Origin of the sequence: Pseudomonas sp. SMV71 (genome assembly GCF_052042015.1) — a bacterium.
In the GTDB taxonomy this organism is placed as follows: Bacteria; Pseudomonadota; Gammaproteobacteria; order Pseudomonadales; family Pseudomonadaceae; genus Aquipseudomonas.
The window spans coordinates 293196-308664 of the sequence record NZ_JBKGGU010000004.1; the positions used below are offsets into that span (position 1 = coordinate 293196).

15 protein-coding genes and 1 pseudogene are annotated in these 15469 nt (G+C 62.2%); 4 read left to right on the forward strand and 12 right to left on the reverse strand.

Annotation, left to right across the window (positions count from 1 at the left end; genetic code table 11):
* Positions 1 to 3 precede the first annotated feature (3 nt).
* The 4 genes and pseudogenes from ACLEJQ_RS05965 to ACLEJQ_RS05980 all read right to left on the reverse strand — a co-directional run.
* On the reverse strand, positions 4 to 2106 hold the full coding sequence (locus tag ACLEJQ_RS05965; RefSeq protein WP_440793051.1) for a chemotaxis protein CheA: 2103 nt from the start codon (positions 2104 to 2106) through the stop codon (positions 4 to 6).
* Between the two features lie 45 nt (positions 2107 to 2151).
* Entirely contained in the window at positions 2152 to 2436 is a 285-nt protein-coding gene (locus ACLEJQ_RS05970) for an STAS domain-containing protein (protein ID WP_440793053.1), read from the reverse strand.
* 15 nt (positions 2437 to 2451) lie between these two features.
* Positions 2452 to 2820, reverse strand: a complete 369-nt coding sequence (locus tag ACLEJQ_RS05975) for a response regulator (RefSeq protein WP_042730627.1) — start codon at positions 2818 to 2820, stop codon at positions 2452 to 2454.
* An 11-nt stretch (positions 2821 to 2831) separates the two neighbouring features.
* Positions 2832 to 3776 (reverse strand): annotated as a pseudogene (locus tag ACLEJQ_RS05980) (methyl-accepting chemotaxis protein); the annotation flags it as partial.
* A gap of 675 nt (positions 3777 to 4451) precedes the next feature.
* Between ACLEJQ_RS05980 and ACLEJQ_RS05985 the strand changes: the two are divergent.
* Together ACLEJQ_RS05985 and ACLEJQ_RS05990 are read left to right on the forward strand one after the other, a co-directional pair.
* Positions 4452 to 5798: an MATE family efflux transporter gene (locus ACLEJQ_RS05985; RefSeq protein ID WP_440793055.1), complete on the forward strand. Its 1347-nt coding sequence runs from the start codon at positions 4452 to 4454 to the stop codon at positions 5796 to 5798.
* Positions 5799 to 5974: 176 nt separating this feature from the next.
* A complete protein-coding gene (locus tag ACLEJQ_RS05990; RefSeq protein WP_440793095.1) occupies positions 5975 to 6643 on the forward strand; it encodes an HAD family hydrolase in 669 nt (222 codons plus the stop codon).
* Positions 6644 to 6758: 115 nt separating this feature from the next.
* Here ACLEJQ_RS05990 and ppnN read toward each other — a convergent pair whose 3' ends face one another.
* A complete protein-coding gene (ppnN, locus tag ACLEJQ_RS05995; protein ID WP_440793057.1) occupies positions 6759 to 8132 on the reverse strand; it encodes a nucleotide 5'-monophosphate nucleosidase PpnN in 1374 nt (457 codons plus the stop codon).
* A gap of 217 nt (positions 8133 to 8349) precedes the next feature.
* Here ppnN and ACLEJQ_RS06000 point away from each other — a divergent pair, with 217 nt between their 5' ends.
* Positions 8350 to 8883, forward strand: a complete 534-nt coding sequence (locus tag ACLEJQ_RS06000) for a DUF3087 family protein (RefSeq protein ID WP_440793097.1) — start codon at positions 8350 to 8352, stop codon at positions 8881 to 8883.
* A 90-nt stretch (positions 8884 to 8973) separates the two neighbouring features.
* Positions 8974 to 9720 (forward strand): OBAP family protein, encoded by a 747-nt coding sequence (locus ACLEJQ_RS06005; protein ID WP_440793059.1) that lies wholly within the window; start codon positions 8974 to 8976, stop codon positions 9718 to 9720.
* A 195-nt stretch (positions 9721 to 9915) separates the two neighbouring features.
* Here ACLEJQ_RS06005 and ACLEJQ_RS06010 read toward each other — a convergent pair whose 3' ends face one another.
* From ACLEJQ_RS06010 to modA, 7 genes are all read right to left on the reverse strand, one after another.
* On the reverse strand, positions 9916 to 10143 hold the full coding sequence (locus tag ACLEJQ_RS06010) for a hypothetical protein (RefSeq protein ID WP_440793061.1): 228 nt from the start codon (positions 10141 to 10143) through the stop codon (positions 9916 to 9918).
* Positions 10144 to 10204: 61 nt separating this feature from the next.
* Complete coding sequence (locus tag ACLEJQ_RS06015; protein WP_186614672.1) at positions 10205 to 10384, reverse strand: general stress protein; 180 nt, start codon at positions 10382 to 10384, stop codon at positions 10205 to 10207.
* Positions 10385 to 10583: 199 nt separating this feature from the next.
* Positions 10584 to 11147 (reverse strand): ATP-dependent Clp protease proteolytic subunit, encoded by a 564-nt coding sequence (locus tag ACLEJQ_RS06020; RefSeq protein ID WP_440793063.1) that lies wholly within the window; start codon positions 11145 to 11147, stop codon positions 10584 to 10586.
* A 117-nt stretch (positions 11148 to 11264) separates the two neighbouring features.
* Positions 11265 to 12320, reverse strand: coding sequence for a DNA topoisomerase IB (locus ACLEJQ_RS06025; protein ID WP_440793065.1), 1056 nt, complete (start codon positions 12318 to 12320; stop codon positions 11265 to 11267).
* Between the two features lie 216 nt (positions 12321 to 12536).
* Positions 12537 to 13616 (reverse strand): molybdenum ABC transporter ATP-binding protein, encoded by a 1080-nt coding sequence (gene modC, locus ACLEJQ_RS06030; RefSeq protein ID WP_440793067.1) that lies wholly within the window; start codon positions 13614 to 13616, stop codon positions 12537 to 12539.
* 3 nt (positions 13617 to 13619) lie between these two features.
* A complete protein-coding gene (gene modB / locus ACLEJQ_RS06035) occupies positions 13620 to 14300 on the reverse strand; it encodes a molybdate ABC transporter permease subunit (RefSeq protein ID WP_440793069.1) in 681 nt (226 codons plus the stop codon).
* Positions 14301 to 15053 carry a molybdate ABC transporter substrate-binding protein gene (gene modA / locus ACLEJQ_RS06040; RefSeq protein WP_440793071.1) on the reverse strand — a complete coding sequence of 251 codons (753 nt, stop codon included), beginning with the start codon at positions 15051 to 15053 and terminating at the stop codon, positions 14301 to 14303. It lies immediately after the preceding gene.
* Positions 15054 to 15469 lie beyond the last annotated feature (416 nt).

Genomic DNA, 15469 nt, shown 5'->3' on the forward strand with positions numbered 1-15469 from the left:
GCGTCAGCGAGTGTTGGCTTGTTGGAATTGATTGGAGGTGTAGCGGTTTTCAATCTGTACGATCTGGGTCAGCAGCGCCGGTACGTCGAGGATCAAGGCCACGGCGCCGCTGCCCAGGATGGTCGAGCCGCTGATGCCGCGCAGGGCGCCGAACAGCTTGCCCAGCGGCTTGATGACGGTCTGGAATTCACCCAGCAAGTCATCCACCACCAGCCCGGCCTTGAGCTCGGCGTAGCGCACCACCACCACGTTCTGGCGACGCGCGGCTTGCCCTTCGTGGTTGAAATGGTCGCGCAGGTACACCAGCGGCAACACTTCACCGCGCAGGTCGAGATAGCCTTGTTCGCGACTGGCCAGGCCATCGTCCTCGCTCAGTTCGATGCACTCCTGGACCATGTCCAGCGGAATGACATAGGTCGACTGGTCGATGCCTACCAGGAAGCCGTTGATGATTGCCAGGGTCAGCGGCAGGCGGATGCGCACCACCGTACCCTGGCCCGGTTGGCTATCCAGGTCGACGGTGCCGCGCAGCAAGGTGATGTTGCGCTTGACCACATCCATACCCACGCCGCGTCCCGACAGGCTGGTGACGGCCTGGGCGGTGGAAAAGCCCGGCTCGAAGATCAGGTTGTAGATTTCCTGGTCGGTGGGGCTGGCGCCGGCGGCGACCAGGCCACGTTCCTGGGCTTTTTCCAGGATCCGGTCGCGGTTCAGGCCGGCGCCGTCGTCGACGATTTCCAGCACGATGCTGCCCGAGTCGTGATAGGCGTTGAGGTGCAGATGCCCCTTGGCCGGCTTGCCGGCGGCCAACCGGGCTTCGGCGGTTTCAATGCCGTGGTCCATGGCATTGCGCAGCAGGTGCATCAGCGGATCGCCGATTTTTTCCACCACGGTCTTGTCCAGCTCGGTTTCCGCGCCGCTGATGATCAGGTCGATGTCCTTGCCCAGTTCCTGGCTGACATCGCGTACCACCCGCCGGAACCGGTTGAAGGTTTCGCCGATGGGAATCATGCGCAGGCGCAGGGCGCCGTCGAGAATCTCTTCCACCAGGGCCGATACGGTCGAGGTGGACTCCTGCAACGGATCGTTGTTGCAGGTGCGGGCCAGCAGGCTGGCGCCGGCGCTGGCAATCACCAGCTCGCCCACCAGGTTGATCAACTCGTCGAGCTTGTCGGCGTTGACCCGCACGTAGGCGCCGTCCTTGGCCTTGTTTTCGCTGCCGACCGGCTGCCGGTCGGCCGCAACCTGGGCGGGCAGCCGTGGAGCCTTGCGCTGGTCCGGCAGCAGCTCGCCGGCGGTGACCAGCGCGGTGCTTTCGTCCGGCTGCTCCTGAGTCGTGGCAACCAGGTGAGTGTTTGCCTGCGATTCGACTTCATCGACGGCGACGATTTCGATCTGGCAGTCTTCACGGACAAAATCGAAGACTTCATTGATCGCCCCATGGCTGGCGCTGGAGCGAAACTCGATGTCGAATCCCAGGTAGCAGGACTCGGCGTCCCAGCTGTCGATGGCCGGCATGGCGTCGGTCAGCGTATCGATATGGACGATCTCACCGAGGGTCTGCAAATAACGCAGGAACGAGAGCGGATCCATGCCGTTGCGAAACACCTCCTGGCCGAAGCGCAGGGAAATGTGCCAGAGGCGCGCCTGCGATGCTTCGTCCACCTGGGTGTCAGCCGTGGCGGGCTGGGTGGCCGAAGGCGAGGGCGCCGCCTGGTATTCCTGGAGAATCTGGCACAGCTCCACTTCGCGCTTCATGGCTGGCGGCGTCAGTGTGCCGCCCTGGTTCGCCACTACGTTGATCAGTTCCAGCATGTGATCGCTGGACTTGAGCAGCACGGCGATCAGGCCGGTATCCACCTCGACGCTGCCATTGCGCAGGCGGTCGAGCACGTCTTCGACGATGTGGGTGAAGCTGACGATCGGTTCCAGCCCGAACAGCCCCGCCGAGCCCTTGATGGTGTGGGCGGCTCGGAAAATTGCACCGATGGCGTCATCGTCGTCAGGGTCGGTTTCCAGTTGCAGCAGGGACTCCTCCATCGCCTGCAACTGTTCCCGCGCCTCGACGATGAACGTCTGTTGTGCCTGGTCGAGATTGATGCTCACGCTCATATCCTTTGTCGTGCCGTGTCGTGCCGTGGTGCGCAGAGGCTAGGCCTTGAGGTTGCACAGCTTGAGTGTTTCGCTGACGGCTTGGCTGCGCCCGGTCAGGGTCAGCCGGGTGCCGGCCTTCGGTGCTTCGCGCAGGGCCATCAGCAGCAGTTGCAGGCCGGCGCCGTCGATTTCGGTGACTTGCGACAGGTCCAGCTGCATGCGCGGCGTTGCCCCCAGGCGTGGCAGCCACTGGGCGGCCAGGTCGGCGGCGGTATAGATGGTCAGCTCGCCGTCGATCCGCAGGTGATCGGTGTCATCCAGGGTTTCGTACAACAAGGACATTGCCGCCTCCGGTCATCAAGGAAGAATCAACTTGGACACCGCCGCCAGCATCTGCGCCGGCTGGAACGGCTTGACCACCCAGGCCTTGGCACCTGCCGCCTGGCCTTCCTGTTTCTTCGATTCCTGGGATTCGGTGGTCAGCATGATGATCGGCGTGAACTTGTAGCTGGCGAGCTTCTTGACCTCCTTGACGAAGGTGATGCCATCCATGTTCGGCATGTTCACGTCACTGATGATCAGGTGCACTTTCTGCCCGGTGAGTTTGCCCAGCGCATCTTTGCCATCGCTGGCCTCGATCACGTCATAGCCGGCACTTTTCAACGCGATGCCGACCACCTGCCGAACGCTCGCGGAGTCGTCGACAACCAATACACTTTTAGCCATGAACGGCTCTCCTAGAAGAAGGTTATTTCCTGTGAAGCTTGTTGCGCGCCCGAGTCGCCGTGGTGATTGCGGCGCTGCTCGTCGGTGGCATAGGTGGTTTCCATGCGCGCCAGCCATTGGCGGGCGTCAATGGAGGCAGCCTGGTCGGGCGACTGACTGGCTTGTTGCAGGTGCACATGCAAGTCCTCGATGTTGTCGCGCACGTGGCTGAGGATCTGGCTGACCCGATCCTGGAATTGCAGGCTGACCAGCACCTCGGTGAGTTCGTCGCGGATCCCGAAGCTTTCCTGTTGCAGCATGTCGGCCGAGTCGGCCAGCCGCCCGGTGACGTTCTTGAAACGCTCCAGCACACGCTGAATGCTTTGTTCCGAAGCGGTCACCGAATGGCTGTCCTGGTCCGCACCGCTGGAGGCGGCCTGGACCAGTTGAGTGATGGCGGTATTGATGATGTCGACCTTGGCGGACATCTGTTGGCCGGTCTCGCTGGATTTGCTCGACAGGCTGCGCACGGCGTCAGCGACCACGGCGAAACCGCGCCCGGCCTCACCGGCGCGAGCGGCTTCGATGGCGGCGTTGAGGGCCAGCAGGTTGGTCTGCGCAGCGATGGCCGCGACGTCCGCGGCCATGGTCCGCAGCTCGCCGGTGTAGGCGGTCAGGTTGCGCACCTGGGCCAGGGTTTCATCGCGGCTGGCTTGGGTGGCTTTCAAAGAGTCGATCACCTCGACCAGTTCGCCTTCGCTCTGGGCCAGCACTTGCACCGCGCCGCCGCTGCTTTTGCCGGCCAGTTCACCGGCGGCCTGTTGCGAGGCTTGCACGGTTTCTTCCAGGCGGGACGAAATGCCGGTGAAGCGGCTGGTCAGCGAGACGATCGCGGTTTCAGTCTGTTGCCGCGAGCTTTCGACCTGCTTGGCCCAGATCGGCATCGCGCCGAGGATCACTTCGTTGAGTTGCGCCTGGGTTTGCGGCGAAAGGTGTTCGGCCGTCTGCAGTTCATGCAGGTCGCTGGTCTGGGCCAAAGCGCTGTCCAATTGTCGACGCTGCGCCCGTGCGCCCAACACACCGGCGGCGCCGCCCACGACCAGGATCGCCGCGCTCAAGCCAAGGTTCTGTCCGCTGGCTCCGTTGACGGCCAGCACCCCGATAGCGGCGGCGACGGCCACCAGCACAGCGTGCCAGAGGATGCGTGGTTGAGTGGGGGAAAGGGAATGACCGTGTGGATACGACTTCATGGTTCGGTCCTTGAACAGTGCTGCTAACAGGTAACAGGTTATTGGCGAATAACTGGTTATCTGCGTCCTTCACGTGGACTTGATGACCAGTCGTCCGATATCACATCGCTGTAGGCGATGCCCTACACAATGCGTGGCACTGTGCTATCTCAGATTAGACGCAGTCTCGCAATTGTCGAATCGGCCCGACGAAGCATCACTGCCACACAACACCCCTTGTGGCGAGGGAGCTTGCTCCCGCTGGACCGCGCAGCGGGCCCTCTTTGAATGCGACTGCTGCGCAGCCGAGCGGGAGCAAGCTCCCTCGCGACAAGAGCGGTCCGAGTCGATTCTTTGAAATGAAATGTTGGGATTGAGCTAAATTATCGGCACCGATTCGTCGAACCTGCCATCAGAGCCCTCATGCCCACCCAGCCTCTTTGGAAAACCTACCTGCTATTCCTGGCCCCCATGGTCCTGTCCAACTTCCTGCAATCGATGTCCGGCACGTTCAACAGCATCTATATCGGACAGATGCTCGGCACCCAGGCATTGGCCGCAGTGTCGGGGATGTTTCCCATTCTATTTTTCTTCATCGCGCTGGTGATCGGCCTGGGGGTGGGTGCGGGGGTGTTGATCGGACAGGCCTACGGTGCCGGTGAAACCGGTGCGGTGAAGGCAATTGCCGGCTCGACGCTGTTGCTGGGGGCGATCATCGGCCTGGCGGCTGCGGTGCTGGGCAGTGTGTTTGCGCGGCAGGCCCTGCAAGGGCTGGGCACGCCGGTCGATGTGCTGGAGGATGCCGTTTCCTACGCCCGGGTGATGTTGTGGGTCCTGCCGATATTGCTGGTGTTCGTGCTGTTCACCCAGTTGCTGCGCGGGGTCAGCGACACCTTTTCGCCGATGCTGGCGTTGCTGGTGTCCACCAGTGTCGGGCTGCTGCTGACGCCCGCATTGATCCGTGGTTGGCTGGGGCTGCCTCAAATGGGCATCCAGAGCGCCGCGCTGGCGGGGCTGGTGGGGACGACGTCGGCGATGGTCATGCTGGCGTGGCGCCTGAACCGCCGCGCCCATGCCCTGGCACCTGATCGCGCCTTGTTCGCGGCAATGCGCCTGGATCGTGAAATCCTTGGCAAAGTGCTGCGCATCGGATTGCCCACCGGGTTGCAGATGGTGGTGATCTCGCTGTCGGAGCTGGTGATCCTGGCGCTGGTCAACCGCCACGGTTCCCAAGCCACCGCGGCCTACGGTGCGGTCACGCAGATCGTCAACTATGTGCAATTCCCGGCGCTGTCGATTGCCATCACCGCTTCGATCCTCGGCGCCCAGGCCATTGGTGCCGGGCGCCTGGAGCGTCTGGGGCCGATCCTGCGCATGGGGTTGTTGTTCAACGTCTGGCTCACCGGGGGATTGGTGCTGCTGGGGTATTTGCTGTCCCACTGGCTGCTGGGCCTGTTCATCACCGACCCGACGGCGCGGGTCCAGGCTGAACACCTGTTGCACATCATGCTCTGGAGCCTGTTGGTGTTCGGCTTCCAGGCCGTCGTCGGCGGCATCATGCGCGCCAGCGGCACGGTGCTGGTGCCGGTGGTGATCTCGATCTTGTGCATCGTCGCGGTGCAAGTACCGACGGCATACCTGCTCGATGCCCGCTTCGGGTTGCAGGGAGTATGGATGGCGTTTCCTGTGGCCTACCTGAGCATGCTGTTGTTGCAGACGCTGTATTACAAACGGGTCTGGCAGCATCAGCCAATCGAGCGGTTGGTGTAGGTACTTTTTGACACACCGAAACCCCTGTGGGAGCGAGCCTGCTCGCGATAGCGGCGGGTCAGTCAACCTGATACTGAATGAATGACCGCCATCGCGAGCAGGCTCGCTCCCACAGGGATCCGTAGCTTGACGATGTTACAGTGGCCGTCATTTCCCACGTCGTCATCGAGGACCCGATGCCAGCCAGCTCTCCCCCCAACTCCACCTACCGCGCCTTCCTCTTCGACATGGACGGCACGCTGCTCAATTCCATCGCCGCCGCCGAGCGGATCTGGACGCGCTGGGCCAGGCGCCACGGGGTGGACGTGGCGACGTTCCTGCCGACGATCCACGGCGTGCGCGCCATCGACACCATCGCCCGCCAGCAGTTACCGGGGGTGGATGCCGAGGCCGAGGCCGCGCAGATTACCCGTGAAGAAATCGAAGATGTCGAAGGCGTGGTGCCCGTGCCCGGCGCGCTGGCGTTCCTGCAAAGCCTCCCGCCACGGCAGTGGGCGATTGTCACCTCGGCGCCCATGGCCTTGGCCTTGCGCCGCATGGAAGCGGCTGGCATCCCGCGTCCGGCGGTGATGGTCACCGCCGAAGACGTGAGCGACGGCAAACCCAACCCCGCCTGCTACCGACTGGCCGCCGAGCGATTGCAGGTCACGCCCGGCGAATGCCTGGTATTCGAGGACGCCCTGGCCGGCATCCAGGCCGGCGAAGCGGCGGGGGCGAACCTGATGGTGGTCACGGCGACGCATACGCATCCACTCGACACCGCCCACCCATCGATCAGCGATTACCGCGAGCTTGGCGTCACGGTAGACGAAGCCGGACTGATGCGGTTGCACACAATTCCATAACCAACATCGACCCCCTGTGGGAGCGGGCTTGCTCGCGAAGGCGTCGGCACATTCGGCATTGATGCAAGCTGGTCCGCCGCTTTCGCGAGCAAGCCCGCTCCCACAGTGATCCGGGTCAGCTCACCACGCGATAGCACGGCACATAGGCCGCGCCGCCCGGCAGTTTCATGCGGTGTTGTGCAACGAAGGCTTGGAGCAGGCGGTCGAGGGGTTCCATGATGGCCGGGTCGCCGTGGATTTCATACGGGCCGTGTTCTTCGATCAGGCGGATGCCCTTGTCCTTGACGTTACCGGCGACGATGCCCGAAAACGCCCGGCGCAGGTTGGCGGCCAGTTCGTGGGGCGGCAGGTCGCGGCTCAGGCCAAGACTGGCCATGTTGGCGTGGGTCGGGTCGAACGGACGCTGGAAGCCTTCGTCGATTTTCAGCAGCCAGTTGAAGTGGAAGGCGTCGTTGCGCTCGCGGCGGAACTGTTTGACCTCCTTGAGCCCCTGGTTCATCTGCCGCGCCACTTCGGCCGGATCGTCGATGATGATCTGGTAGTGCTGCTGCGCCGCCTCACCCAAGGTAGCGCCGACGAACGCATGCAACTGGTCGAGATACGGCGCGGCGCTTTTCGGGCCGGTGAGGACCACCGGGAACGGCAGGTCCTGGTTGGCCGGGTGCATCAGGATGCCCAGCAGGTAGAGGAACTCCTCCGCCGTACCGGCACCGCCGGGGAAAATGATGATGCCGTGGCCGACACGCACGAAGGCTTCCAAGCGTTTCTCGATGTCCGGCAGGATCACCAGTTCGTTGACGATCGGATTCGGCGCCTCGGCGGCAATGATGCCCGGCTCCGTCAGGCCCAGGTAGCGGCCGCCATGGATCCGCTGTTTGGCATGGGCGATGGTTGCGCCTTTCATCGGTCCTTTCATCACGCCCGGGCCGCAGCCGGTGCAGATGTCCAGGCTGCGCAGGCCCAGTTCATGCCCGACTTTCTTGGTGTACTTATATTCTTCGGTGTTGATCGAATGACCGCCCCAGCACACGACGATTTTCGGTTCCACGCCCGGACGCAGGGTGCGGGCATTGCGCAGCAGGTGGAACACGTAGTCGCTGATGCCCTGGGACGAGCTGAGGTCGATGCGCTGGCTGTCCAGTTCGTTCTCGGTGTAGACGATGTCGCGCAGGGCGCTGAACAGCATCTCTCGGGTGCTGGCGATCATTTCGCCGTCGACGAAGGCATCCGCCGGCGCGTTCAGCAGTTCCAGGCGCACGCCACGGTCCTGCTGGTGAATACGGATTTCGAAGTCTTTGTAGGCTTCCAGGATGGTCTTGGCGTTGTCGACATGGGCGCCGGTGTTGAGAATGGCCAGGGCGCACTGGCGGAAGAGGGTATAGATGCTGCCGGAACCGGCTTCGCTCAGTTGCTGGACTTCGCGCTGGGACAGGGTCTCCAGGCTGCCCTTCGGGCTCACCGAGGCGTTGATTACATGTCTTTGAGTCATTCAGCTTTCCTTGAAAACGATGCCGTGCACACAGAGGCGGCACCTTGAAAAAAACGTCCACGCAGAAAGATCGCACGATCCTTGCGGTATCGCCATGGACTTTGATCCGGATCCTTCGGGTCGGTTGCACCCTAAAATGAGCCCCAGCATAGCTAAATCGACCGGGCAGGCGATAATGCGTGACTCTTTCGATGCCGTACAAGGAAATTGCGCCGCGATGTTCGAGATCAAACCCTGGGACGCCGGTCTTTACCGGCAGCAGACCCGCCGCAGCACCCTGATCATCGCGGTGGTGTTCCTGGCGCTGGCGATGCTCTTGTCCAGCCTGGCCGTGATGCTGCTCGGCACGCCGGGAGGCGATAACTTTCGTTTCAATCTCGGCGGCGTGATTGCCGCAGTGTTGCTGATGGCGGCGCTGATGCGCCTGTATTTCTGGTCGCAACCGTGGATGGCCGCCGCCGTGTATGGCTGGCAGCTCAAGCGCAGCCTGATGAGCGTGACCAACCTGATGCACCAGGTCAAAGCCGGGGTACAGGCGCAGGATCCAGCGGCGATGAAGCTGTTGCGGTTCTATCACCTGGGCCTGGCGCAGATGCATCACCTGGACGCCAACTCCAGCGAGCAAGGCTCACTGACGCGGGAGGCCGACGCGCATCTGGCGGCCATGCAGGCGCTGGGCCTGGACACCCATCAGCCGCGCCTAGACCCGACCTGGCTTGAAGCGGTCAGGCAGGGCTACGACACGCGTTGACCTGTGCCCGCTCGTCGGTACCTGTTCGGAAAAATCAAACCCAGGTCCGGCGGACCTTTCTGATGAACAGTCATCGAAAGGAGAGACGAGATGCCGGATAAACGCGTGTATGGAACCTTACTCTGGGTCGCGGTCGGCTTGACCGGTTGCGCTGGCGGCAATACGCCTTCGCCGGTGGATGCACCCGGCGCCGCGAAAACCCCGACCACCGCGACCCTGGAAGCCGGAGCGGGGTTGATGCAGAACAAACCTCCGCTCCAGGCCCTGAACACCTACCTCGACGGTTTTCATTTTTATAACGGGCGCATGTCCGGGCAAATGGAAGCGCATCACTACTGTTCGGCGCTGAACGAGGAAGTCTTTCAGTGTGCGATCTTCGACGGCAACACCTCCGGCGCCAAGTTGATGGGCGTGGAATACATCATCAGTAAGCGCTTGTTCGAGGGCCTGCCCGCCAGCGAGAAGCAGCTTTGGCACAGCCATGTCCATGAAGTGAAGTCCGGGCAGTTGATCGCCCCCGGGATCCCCCAGGTGGCCGAGACCCGGTTGATGGAGAACCTGGTGAGCACCTACGGCAAGACCTGGCATACCTGGCACACCGAGCAGGGCCAGGCGCTGCCCTACGGCGTGCCGCAACTGATGATGGGCTTTATCGCCGATGGCCAGGCCGACCCGCAAATGGTACGGGAACGCGACCGTCGGATGGGCGTGGACAGCGAAGCGAAGAAAAAGGCCCGGGCTGGCATCGCCGCGCCGACAGTGGATCCGGGGGCGGATGCGTGGCAGAAGGGCAAGGTTTGGCAGATCAAGGATCCGACGGGTGATCACTCACATTGATCGGTGAACATGCTTGCCTTGGCGAGGGAGCTTGCTCCCGCTGGGGTGCGCAGCAGCCTCGAGAAACTTCACCTTGGTTAGCTGGATTGATCAGTGTTGGGTTTATAGGGGACTGCTGCGCAGTCCAGGGGGAGCAAGCTCCCTCGCCACGGGAGATGGGGATATTTAAAAGCTATGGTCTTACTTGAATTATAACTATGGCTGTTTAAAGTGCCCGGGCACGCCATGTTCCTGTTCCGTCGGCCGGGTTCGTTTCTGAACTTGAACGTCGCTGATTTCAACAGCTTTCAATTCACTGAAAGTGATTCTAAGCAGCGCTTCGGCTTCGCTGACACTCAAGGTCTCGGTGTCGGCCTCCAGTACGCGACTGTCGGGTTGGCCGTCGGCGATGAAACTGACGATGAATCGGTCGTGACTGCTCATGCTGACCTCGAATACTCAGGCGCCAGGGCGCAGCAGAACTGCGCCCCAACGGTTTTCCGGGTTACGATTTCCTGCCGCCGCCATGGCTGCGTTCGCCACCTTTCTTACCGGCTTCAGAGGCTTTTTCCCGGTCGTTTGCAAAGTTACCGCCAGAAGCATGTCCGCCTTTCTTGCCGGCTTCGGATGCCTTTTCACGATCGTTTGCGAAGTTACCTGGGTTCTTGTTTCCGCTATTAGCCATTTCGAGATTCCTCATTTTGGTTAAGCGAGCAACTGCCTCGCCTAACTGTGAAAGAAAATTCCCGGGGTAAGTTTAATAAAAACGTTTCGCTGGCGACGAACGGCGATAAAGTTATACAGCCGTTTCGCTTGAAACTTATACAGCATTACATTCATTTATATAGAGGTTAATTACGATTCCCGACGCGCATGTGCGCGGATCAATCTTCGCCGCCGCTGACTTTCCAATGCTTGGCATCGACTGGGAATACGACCTGCTCGACGCGATGGGCGATGCCGAAGGCCAGGGAGTTTTCCGCCGGGATGACCCGTTCCTCATTGCACAGGCATTTGAAGATATCCAACTGAGTCGCCGCGCCAGCGGTCTCCTTGACATAGATCTCCACGTAGCGCGCCACGTCGTTGTCCAGGCTCGACAGGTACTCGCGCAAGCGCGAATGGTCGACGGACTTCTGACCGAAGTACCAGTTCATGGGGTGGATCAGAAAGCGTGAATGCGGGGTGGTGGTCCGGTCGCTGGCGGCCAGGTACATGACGATGCCCATCGATTCGATGTTGCCGGCGTTCACCGCACGCACCGGCACCGGGAGGGATTTGATAAAGGTATAGAGGGTAAAGCCGAAATTGGTGCTCCCGCCCACGGTGGACAGGTTGAGCATCAGTGAGTCGGCACCTTTCTCGATGGCTTCCAGACAAGTATCGCGGAAGCGTTCCGTGGTGCCCTGGTCGATCTGGCAATGGAAATGGACAATGTGTTCGGACATCTCAAACTCCTGTCGACTACATCCGTTGACGTGTCTGCGCATGGCGCTGGCGTAGAGTTGGGAGTTCAACGCTGCGCGGAACGTTCCTCGTTTTTCGGCCGGCACCGGGGGAGCGCATCACGCCGACTGCTGGCGTTCGCAGCTCTCGGCCGCTTGCGTCATGCGCTGTAGAAACATCGTCAGTCCGGCTTCTTCCGCGCTCAGGCCTTTACGTACCCGGGGTTTGGGCAACTCCCTCAAGGCGCCGAGCATGAAACCCTCGACCACCGCAGGATGAATGTAGCACTTGCGACAGACGGTCGGCGTATTGCCCAGTTGCCGGGCCACTTGCTTGACCATTTCGGCCACGTGCTTCCTGGCCTCGGTTTCGGTTTCCCAGCGCAGCGTCCGCAGTCCGGCCAATGCCGCCGCGCTTCCGGCCCAGGTGCGGTAGTCCTTTGCAGTGAAGTCGGCGCCGGTCAGGGTCTTGAGGTACGCGTTGATGTCCGAAGAACTGACGGAGTGGCGCGCTCCGTCTTCGTCCAGATACTGGAACAGATTCTGCCCGGGGATCTCCTGGCAACGCCGGATCACTCGCGCCAAACGGCGGTCCTTCACGGTGATCTGGTGTTCGACGCCGCTCTTGCCGCGAAACTGGAAGGCAATGGCACTGCCGTTGACCTCGACATGCCGGGTGCGCAGGGTGGTAAGGCCGTAGGAACGGTTGTCTCGGGCGTATTGCGTATTGCCGACCCTGATCAGGGTCTTGTCCAGCAAGGTGATGACGGTGGCCATGACCTTGTCACGGCTGAAGCCGGGCGTGGCGAGGATCTCCTCCAGGCGCTTGCGCAGACGCGGCAGGGCACGGCCGAATTCCAGCATGCGCGAGTATTTGTCCGCGTCGCGCACCTCACGCCAGCGCGTATGGTAACGGTACTGCTTGCGCCCCCGGGCATCGCGGCCGGTGGCCTGCAAATGCCCGCGCGGATCGGTGCAGATCCACACCTCGGTGTAGGCCGGAGGCACCGCCAGGGCATTGATGCGCTGGATCTCGGCCGCATCGGTAATGCGCTGGCCCTGGGGATCGAAGTAACAGAACTTGCCCCGCAGTTTCCTGCGGGTGATACCGGGAGCAGTGTCGTCGACGTAGTGCAGATCGGGCGGCAGTGCATCCGGCGGCGGGGTGTCGGGCATGGATAAATCCTTGGCAGCAGATCCGGGGGGCTATGGAGTGATTGACCGCGGGCCGTTGCGGTGGTGCCAAGATTCTCAGGTTGGCCTCGGATAACTCTGGGAGCGAGCCTGCTCGCGATAGCGGTGGCTCAGTCGGCATTGATGTTGGCTGATCGGACGCTATCGCGAGCAGGCTCGCTCCCACAAGGAGCTTTCATTGGCCGCACTGCCGTGTTCCTACGCCAACACCGCCACCGCCTTGATCTGTGCCCACAACACCTGCCCCGGGTGCAGCTTCAACTGGTCCCGGGAGTAGCGGGTGATGCGCGCCAGCAACGGCGTGCCGGCGGCGTCCAGGCGGATCAGCACATGCGCAGCGTTGTCGGCGGCCAGTTCGCTGACGACCGTGACCGGCAAGCGGTTGAGGATGCTGGTCTGGGCATCGTTGGCCAGGCTGAGGCTGACGTCCCGGGCCTGGACCTTGAAGCGTAGAGGCTGGCCGACGGCGAGAGCGGTGTGGGCCACCCGGACATTGAACTGACTGTCGGGCAGGTTCAACGTGAGCAGTTGATAGGCCGGTTCATAGCCACTGACCGTGCCCTGGATCACCACCCCCGCGCCGTCCCCCAGGGCCAGCGGCAGGTCGAGCCGGGCCAGGGTTTCGCCGATCGGCCCACTGGCCAGGGCACGCCCGGCATCGAGCAGGACGATGTGATCGGCCAGCCGCGCCACTTCGTCCTGGGAATGGCTGACGTACAGCACCGGGATGTCCAGTTCATCGTGCAGGCGTTGCAGGTAAGGCAGGATTTCGTTCTTGCGCCGGCTATCGAGTGACGCCAGCGGCTCGTCCATCAGCAGCAGGCGCGGGCTGGTCAGCAAGGCCCGGGCGATGCCCACCCGTTGGCGCTCGCCGCCGGACAGGTGGTGCGGCTGGCGATCGAGCAGGTGTGCGATACCCAGCAGTTCGCTCGCTTGCTCCAGGCCGACGCGCCGATGCTCGGGCTTGATGCGCTTGAAGCCGAACGCCAGGTTGGCGCGCACCGACAGATGGGAAAACAGGCTTGCTTCCTGGAACACGTAGCCCAGAGCCCGTTGATAGGGCGGCACGAACACGTCGCGCTCAGTGTCTTGCCAGACTTCGCCATTGACCTCGATAAAGGCTCGGGATGGTCGCTCCAGCCCGGCGATGCAACGCAGACAGGTGGTCTTGCCGGAGCCGGACTCGCCAAACAACGCGCTCACGCCACGGCCTGGCAGTTGCACATCCAGGTCCAGGGAAAAATCCCCGTGGTCGAGCTGAAAACGCGCATGGATCATCGATCAGCTCCAATCGGCACGGGTTCTGCGGCTGGAATACAGCGCCAGCAGTACCAGGAACGAAAACACCAGCATCGCCGCTGCCAACCAGTGGGCCTGAGCGTACTCCAGGGCTTCGACATGGTCGTAGATCTGCACCGACACCACCCGGGTTTTCTCCGGGATATTGCCACCGATCATCAACACCACGCCGAACTCGCCGACGGTGTGGGCGAAGCCGAGAATCGCGGCGGTGATGAAACCGGGGCGGGCCAAGGGCAGGATGACGCTGAAGAATGTGTCCCAGGGGTCGGCTCGCAGCGTGGCGGCGACTTCCAGCGGACGGCTGCCGATGGCGGCGAAGGCGTTTTGCAGCGGCTGTACCACGAATGGCAGGGAATAGATCACCGAGCCGACCACCAGGCCGCTGAAGCTGAAGGTGAGGGTGCCCAACCCGAGGGATTGGGTGAACTGGCCGATCCAGCCGTTCGGCCCCAAGGCCAGCAACAGGTAAAAGCCGATCACGGTAGGTGGCAGCACCAGCGGCAACGCCACCACCGCGCCCACCGGCCCACGCAACCAGGAGCGGGTGCGCGACAGCCACAACGCGATGGGCGTGCCGATGAGCAGCAGGATCACTGTGGTCAGCGACGCCAGTTTGAGGGTCAGCCAGATGGCGGAATAGTCGGCATTGGTCAGCGGCATTTAGCGTTGGTAACCGTAGGCTTGGAGGATAGCGGCGGCTTTGGGGCCCTTGAGGTAATCCATCAGCGCGGCGGCGGCGGGGTTATTACGGCCCTTGTCGAGGATCACCGCATCCTGTTTGATCGGGTCGTGCAGCTCGCTCGGGACAATCCACGCCGAACCGTTGGTAAGCTTGCCGTCCTTGTAGATCTGCGACAAGGCCACGAAACCGAGTTCGGCGTTGCCGGTGGAGACGAACTGATAAGCCTGGGTGATGTTCTGGCCTTCGACGAGCTTGCTTTTGACTTGCGCGGCCAGCCCCAGTTTGTCCAGCACCTGGGTCGCCGCCAGGCCGTAGGGCGCGGCCTTCGGGTTGGCAATGGACAAGTGTTGGAAAGCATCGTGCTTGAGCACCTGGCCCTGGTCGTCGACGTAACTGTCCTTGGCCGACCACAACGCCAGGGTGCCGACAGCATAGGTGAAGCGCGAACCCTTCACCGTGTCGCCTTCGCTTTCGAGCCTGGCCGGGGTGGTATCGTCGGCGGCGAGGAACACCTCGAAGGGCGCGCCGTTCTTGATCTGGGTATAGAACTGCCCGGTCGCGCCGTACGCTGCCACCAGTTTGTGACCAGTATCTTTTTCGAAATCGGCGGCCATGGCCTGGATCGGCGCGGTGAAATTGGCCGCCACCGCCACCTGCACCTCAGCGGCCTGCACAGCGCCGATGGAAAAGAGGGTCGTCAACAGCAACGGCGCGAAACGGGTGAGGCGCATGGGTAGGGCTCCGTGAGGGGTAGATTCGCTGTATACGGAAATATATAGCGAATGCCTGGCGAACGGAACGCGACATTTCGTCGGGATCAAAGCAGCGATGTTTTGTGTGGGAGCTTGCTCGCGACGGCGTCGGTCCAGACAACCCAAAACCTGTGGCGAGGGAGCTTGCTCCCGCTCGGCTGCGCAGCAGTCGCAAAACCGGCTCATGCGGTCTGCCTGGAAAATGCAGGGGCCTGCTTCAGGCCAGCGGAAGCAAGCTCCCTCGCCACGGTGGGGTTGCGTGGCGCCGAATTAGGATCGATCCTGGTTCCCCTTGTGGGAGAGCTTGCTCGCGATGGCGGTCTGATTGTTGATCGCGGTTTTGTTGACCGAGTACATATCCATTGCTGCGGTCATGGCGGCTGGCGGTTTCGCCC